The 5,945-nt window shown below is 73.6% G+C and carries 5 protein-coding genes and 1 pseudogene; 1 reads left to right on the top strand and 5 read right to left on the bottom strand.

The window, feature by feature from the left end; genetic code table 11:
• Positions 1-381 (top strand): annotated as a pseudogene (locus FK498_RS16765) (ribonuclease E/G); the annotation flags it as partial.
• 121 nt (positions 382-502) lie between these two features.
• On the opposite strand, the gene FK498_RS16760 reads toward FK498_RS16765, so the two are convergent.
• The 5 genes from FK498_RS16760 to FK498_RS16740 form a co-directional block, all read right to left on the bottom strand.
• Positions 503-1,222 carry a helix-turn-helix transcriptional regulator gene (locus FK498_RS16760; protein ID WP_141856563.1) on the bottom strand — a complete coding sequence of 240 codons (720 nt, stop codon included), beginning with the start codon at positions 1,220-1,222 and terminating at the stop codon, positions 503-505.
• A 73-nt stretch (positions 1,223-1,295) separates the two neighbouring features.
• Positions 1,296-2,456, bottom strand: a complete 1,161-nt coding sequence (locus FK498_RS16755; protein ID WP_141856561.1) for a pyridoxal phosphate-dependent aminotransferase — start codon at positions 2,454-2,456, stop codon at positions 1,296-1,298.
• Positions 2,457-2,501: 45 nt separating this feature from the next.
• Positions 2,502-2,897, bottom strand: a complete 396-nt coding sequence (locus FK498_RS16750) for a c-type cytochrome (protein WP_161988461.1) — start codon at positions 2,895-2,897, stop codon at positions 2,502-2,504.
• A 61-nt stretch (positions 2,898-2,958) separates the two neighbouring features.
• Entirely contained in the window at positions 2,959-4,302 is a 1,344-nt protein-coding gene (locus tag FK498_RS16745) for a molybdopterin-dependent oxidoreductase (RefSeq protein WP_141856558.1), read from the bottom strand.
• A gap of 159 nt (positions 4,303-4,461) precedes the next feature.
• Entirely contained in the window at positions 4,462-5,781 is a 1,320-nt protein-coding gene (locus FK498_RS16740; protein ID WP_141856556.1) for a sigma-54 dependent transcriptional regulator, read from the bottom strand.
• Positions 5,782-5,945: the final 164 nt, after the last annotated feature.

Below are 5,945 nucleotides of genomic sequence, written 5' to 3'. Positions count from 1 at the left end.
GGCGAGGCCCAGCCGGAGGCGGCAGCGCGCATCGCCGCGGCCCCGCGGTTCCAGGGCGCCACCCCGGCGAACCCGTTCGGCGACGCGGCCTTCGACCTGTTCGACGCGGTCGAGGCAGGGCCGGCCGAGGCGGCGACGGTGACGGCCGCTGCGCCGGCGCCGTCGGAGATCCCGGCCGCGGCTGCCCCGCAGCCCGAACCGATTGCCACGGCGGCACCGGCGGCGCCCGACACCACCGAGCCCGTGGCGGCACCGCCCGCCGACCCGGCAGCCCCGCCTGCCGTGCCGGCCGGACCGATCGCCTCGATCGAGATCAAGCCGATCGTGGTGGACGAGGTGATCGCCGAGGCGCCGAAGAAGCGCGGCTGGTGGCGCCGCTGACCGCCTCCCCCGACGCGCGTCAGGTTCGACGGTCGGCGGGCCAGCCTCGTCGCGGTCGCAGGCGCGGCCGGCGCGCCCGCGATACCTTCCGCACCAGGGTCGCGGTGCCGCGCGGACGTCGTCAGTCCGAGGCAGCCTGACCCGCGGCCGCCTCGACCCGCACGCCGAACGCCTCGCGCAGCCTCCGCACGCCCTCCGGCGTGGGCACGACCGCCCGGCGCGCAAGCCCCTCGCCCGGCTGGCGGCGCAGCCAACCGCGGGCGAGGCAGAGGGTGCAGAGAGCGCGCGCGAGCCCGCCGCCGAGATGCGGACGGCGCTCCGACCAGTCCATGCAGTCGCAGGCGAAGCGGCGCGCGCGGCGTGCCGCGGCCACGTCCACGCCTGTGCGCTCCAGCCAGGCATGGCCGGCCGCGGTGGCCTCCCAACCGCCCAGGGCGGGCCGAAGCATGCCGCGCTCGACCAGCCCCTGGCGCAGCGCCACGCCGAGCCGGCCCGCGAGATGGTCCCAGCAGGTGCGCGCCGTGCGCAGCGCCTCGCCGTGCGGCCAGCGCCGCGCCGGACGCGCCAGTTCAGCGAGTCCCATCAGCGACTCGAGGATCGCGGCGACATCATCATTGGCGAGTCGGAACCAGCGGTGCCGTCCCTGCGCGTGTGCCACCACGAGCGCGCCGCCGGCCAGCGCGGCGAGATGCGCCGACGCGGTCGAGGGGGCGATGCCGGCCGTGCGCGCGAGTTCGCCCGCGGTCAGGGCTTCGCCCGCCATCAGCGCCTGGAGCATGGCGGCGCGTGCGGGGTGGGCGATCAGCGCGGCGGCGGAGGCGAGACGTGTCGGCGTGGCCATGGCGGGATCATGGCACGCCCGCGCGCCGGATGCTGCGCCCGGGGACAAAACGACACCGCCTGCCGGCCCGCTCTCAGGCGAGCCAGCGCCGGATGCGCTCGGCGGCTTCGGCCATGTCGTCGGTCGTGCCGCAGAAGCTGAAGCGCACCGTGCGGTGGCCGCGCCTGCGGTCGAAATCCACCCCCGGCGTCGCCGCGACCGCGATCTCGGCGAGCATGCGCGCGCACCAAGCGGCGCTGTCGTTGGTGAGGTGCCCGACATCGGCATAGAGGTAGAACGCGCCCTCGGCCGGGGCGAGGCGGTCGATCCCCGCCTTCGGCAGCGCGTCGAGCAGCAGCGCGCGATTGGCCGCATAGCGCGCGACATGCCCGCGCAGTTCGTCGTCCGCGTCGAAGGCGGCGAGCGCCGCGACCTGGGAGATGCCGGGGGCGGAGATGAACAGGTTCTGGGCCAGCCGCTCCACCGGCCGCGTCAGGTCCTCGGGCAGCACCATCCAGCCGACGCGCCAGCCGGTCATGGACCAGTATTTCGAGAACGAGTTGATCACCACCGCGCCGGGGATCGCAGCCGCGGTTGCGGCCGGCTCGCCATAGGTCAGGCCGTGATAGATCTCATCCGAGATCAGCCGCACGCCATTCGCCTCGCACCAGCGCGCGATCACGGCGAGCTCGTCGGCGTGCAGCATCGTGCCGGCCGGGTTGCAGGGCGAGGCGACGATCAGCCCGTCCGGCGGCGGATCGAGGGCGGCGAGCATCGCCGCGGTCGGCTGGTAGCGGCTCTCCGGCCCCGCCTCCAGCAATACCGGCTCGAGGCCGAGCGCCGTGAGGATGTTCACGTAGGGGGGATAGAAGGGTGCTGCGAGCGCCACCCGGTCGCCGCGGTCGAAGCCGGCGAGGAAGGCGAGCGGGAAGGCGCCCGAGGCGCCGACCGTGACGGCGATGCGCGCGACCGGCACGTCCACACCGTATCGATCGGCATAGAGGCGCGCGATCCGCTCGCGCAGCGGCCGGATGCCGAACGCCTCGGTGTAGCCGAGCGTCTCGCCGGCGCGCATCGCCGCGATCGCGGCCGCGACGGCGACGGCCGGCGCGCCGGTCGCGGGCTGGCCGACCTCCATGCGGATCACGCGCGGATCGCCGGGCGCGATGGCGGCGGCGCGGGCGTTCGCCGCCGCGATCACGTCCATCACGATGAAGGGCGGGGCCTCGGCCCCCCTGCCGACCTTGAGCGCCATGGCCGCAGTCCCGCCAGAGCGGGGGCGCGGCGTCAAGATCGCGGCTCAGCGGATCGCGATCGCGGCGGCCTCGGCCTCCGACAGCGTCGCGCCCTCCGCCATCGCGCCGTGGCGGGCGAGGATGTAGGCGGTGACCGCGAGCTTGTCGTCGTCCGAGACCCGCGTGGGGTCGTCGAACGGCATCAGCGTCAGGTTGTATTCGAGCAGCCCGGCGCCGTGGCGGAACTTGCGGATCTGCGCCCCCTCGCCCCAGATCGGGTTGCCGAAGCCCGCGCCGCCGCGCCCGTCCTCGCCATGGCAGACCGCGCAGGCCTCGGCGTAGACGGCGCGGCCGCGCTCGACCTGCGAGGATGCGGCCAGCGCTTGCGGCACGCCACGCGCGGCGAGCATCGCGACACCACCGGCCAGCAGCACGCCGGCCAGAACCAGGACACCGTTCATCGATCCTCCCCTCAATGCACAGGGGGTCCGCCAGGCGGCGGCCCCCCTCCTGCCTGCCGGCCTAGACAACCCGGATGCGGAACTTCGGGATCGCGTTGTTCGCCATGCCGTAGAGGTTGAATGGCACGGTCGGCGGCTGGCTGATCCCGGCATTGTCGGTCGCGCGCGTCTCGATCACGTGCTCGCCGGCCGGCGCGTCCCACTCGAAGTCGAAGCGCGACCAGGTGTAGCGGCCGAGATTGGGCGGCCGGATATGGGCCTCGCGCCAGGGTCCGCCGTCGATCCGGTACTCCACCTTGCGCAGTCCGTGCTGCGGCCCCCAGGCATAGCCGCGGATGGTCTGCCGGCCGGCGGCGAGGGTCGGAAGCTCGCCGCGCTTCAGCGGGTAGTTGGCCGGCACCGAGGGCGATTTCTCGATCACCAGCGGCACGGTGATGAACGACTTCACCGGCATCCATTCCACCATGGGGCCATGGATGTCCTCCGGCCCGACATTGCGGAACTCGTCGCCGGGGGCCGGCGTCGGCTTCGGGTAGTCGGGGCCCGCGAACACCTCGGCCTTGGTGTTCAGCCGCACCCAGAAATCATGGGTCGCGACCTTGATCTCGGTCAGCCATTTGGTGGACGCGGCACCGCCCCAGCCGGTGACCAGGGCGCGCACCGGCGCGCCGTGATCGGGCAGGAGCGGGTTGCCGTTCATGCGGAAGGCGAGCCCGATATCGTCGGGTCGGCTCAGCACCTCGCGCATCGGCATCGGCCGGCCGATATCGCCGGCGCCGTCCACGCCCGACCAGAACAGCAGCGCCTTCGCATCCGGCCTCAGCCCGGCGCGCGCGAAGATCTCCGAGAGCGGCACGTACTCCCACTCCGCGAGCCCGACCGCGCCGAGGACCCAGTTGCCGCCCGTCACGTCCTTCATGTCGAGCTGCTCCCAGAACACCGTGCGGCCGTTGCCGTGGCATTCCATGGTCGCGAACACGGTGCGCGAACGCATCTTCAGGAGGTCGTCGTAGGTCAGCTCGAGCTCCCGCTCGAGGCCGTTGCCGTGCACCTTCACCTTCCAGTTGCGCGGATCGAGCTCGGGCTTCTGCTCCGCGGTCGGCGTGGGATAGTGGTTGCGCACGTAGAACTCCTCGACCGGCGTGATCCAGGTCGAGAAGTTCCAGTACTTGCCGCTGCGCACCGTCGCGCCGATGTTCAGGATCCGGCTGTCGTCCTTCTGCAGGATCCGCCGCGCCGGCGCGGCCTGGGCCAAAGCGGGGCTGGCCGGAACGGTCGTCGCGGCCGCCGCTCCCGCCACGCTCCAGGCGGCGACCGCGAACATGCGGCGCCGGCCGACGTCCTCGCGCTTCAACACCTGCTCGACGAGCGCACGCTCCGCGCGCGCGATATCGGACCGATTCATGCGGGCTCCTCCCCTGGTTCGTTGGGCAGGGCTGCACCCGCATGATTCGTGCCAACGCATGGCGCCGGCCGATCAACGGGTTGGCGTCAGCGCGGTCCAGCGCACCGGACACGCCGCGCGGAGCCAGTCCGGAATTCCGGATCACCAACGGACCGGCGCTCAGCCGCGACCGCGCAGCCCGAGCCGCCGCATCTTCTCGAACAGGGTCGAGCGCGCGATCCCGAGCCGTCCGGCCGCGGCGGCGACATCGCCCCCGGTCGTGGCCAGCGCCGCGGCGATCGAACGCCGTTCGGCCGCCGCGACCACCCCGGCGAGCGTCGGCAAGACCTCCTCCAGCGGCCGCGGCAGTTCGGGAAACAGGTCGAGCGTGTCGAGCCAGGGCGACGCCGCGAGGGCGACCGCGCGTTCGACCCGGTTGCGCAGTTCGCGCACATTGCCGGGCCAGCCATGCGCCAGCAGCGCCTCCTCGGCCGCTGGACGCAGACCCGCGACGTCGCGCCCGAATGCGGTGGCGAACTCGTCGGCGAACTTGCGTGCGAGGGGGAGGATGTCCTCGGCGCGCGCACGCAGCGGCGGTACGGCGACGCGGATCACGTCGAGGCGGAACAGAAGGTCCTCGCGGAATCGCCCGTCCCGCACCCGCGCGTCCGGGTCGGCATTGGTCGCGGCGATGATCCGCGCCCGGAACGGGAGCGGGCGCGCCGAGCCGAGGCGGGCGAACTCGCGCGCCTCGATCAGCCGCAGGAACTTCGCCTGCAGCGCCGGCGCGAGCTCCATGACCTCGTCGAGGAACAGCGTGCCCTCGCCGGCCTGTTCGGCATAGCCCGGCGCGCGTATGGCTGCGCCGGTGAAGGCGCCCCGCTCGTGACCGAACAGCTCGCGCTCCATCAGCGCCTCCGGGATCGCCGCGCAGTTGAGCGCGACGAAGGGAGCGGCAGCCCGCGTGGAGCGCGCATGCAGGAAGCGCGCTGCGACCTCCTTGCCGCTGCCGCTCTCGCCGACCAGCAGCACGGTCGAGTCGACGGCCGCGGCGCGGATCAGGGTCTCCTCCATCGCCCGCATCGCCGGCGAGACGCCGAGACTGCCGGTACCGGAGAGCGGTGCGCGACGCAGCAGCGTCTCGATGCGTTCCAGGAGGTCGCCCACGGCGAAGGGCTTGGTGACGAAGTCGGCAGCGCCTGCGCGCATCAGCCGCACCGCCTGGTCGATCTCGCCGAACGCGGTCATGAACAGCACCGGCACGGTGCCGAGTGCCGGCCGCAGCGCCGCATAGAGCGCCTCGCCGGAGCGGTCGGGCAGTCGGATGTCGCACAGCACGAGGTCGGGCCGTGCGCGCGCAACTGCGCCCTCCGCCTCGTCCGCGCGCTGCACCCAAGCGACGTCGAAGCCTTCGAGCCCCAGCCGGTCGGCAAGGCTGCCGCCCATCACGGGATCGTCCTCGACCAGCAGCAGCCGGCCGCGCGCGGACCTACGCGACATCGGCAAGCGCTCCTTCGGAGAGCGGCACGCTCAGCGTGATTGCCGTGCCCGGAGCACCACTGGCGGGCGTGATGCGCCCGCCGAGCGCGGCAGCGAGCCGCGCGGCCGTCCAGAGGCCGAGCCCGCCGCTGGGCGGCGGGGCGTCCGGCGCGGCCAGCAGCGCG

The organism is Elioraea sp. Yellowstone, assembly GCF_006704265.1.
Classification (GTDB): domain Bacteria; phylum Pseudomonadota; class Alphaproteobacteria; order Acetobacterales; family Acetobacteraceae; genus Elioraea.
The sequence above is the reverse complement of the archived record's forward strand: the minus strand, read 5'-3'. Positions and strand labels throughout refer to the sequence as shown.

Coding starts and splice junctions, on each gene's coding strand:
- FK498_RS16760 (WP_141856563.1), bottom strand. CDS start 1,222: ATGGCCACGCCGACACGTCTCGCCTCCGCCGCCGCGCTGATCGCCCAC.
- FK498_RS16755 (WP_141856561.1), bottom strand. CDS start 2,456: ATGGCGCTCAAGGTCGGCAGGGGGGCCGAGGCCCCGCCCTTCATCGTG.
- FK498_RS16750 (WP_161988461.1), bottom strand. CDS start 2,897: ATGAACGGTGTCCTGGTTCTGGCCGGCGTGCTGCTGGCCGGTGGTGTC.
- FK498_RS16745 (WP_141856558.1), bottom strand. CDS start 4,302: ATGAATCGGTCCGATATCGCGCGCGCGGAGCGTGCGCTCGTCGAGCAG.
- FK498_RS16740 (WP_141856556.1), bottom strand. CDS start 5,781: ATGTCGCGTAGGTCCGCGCGCGGCCGGCTGCTGCTGGTCGAGGACGAT.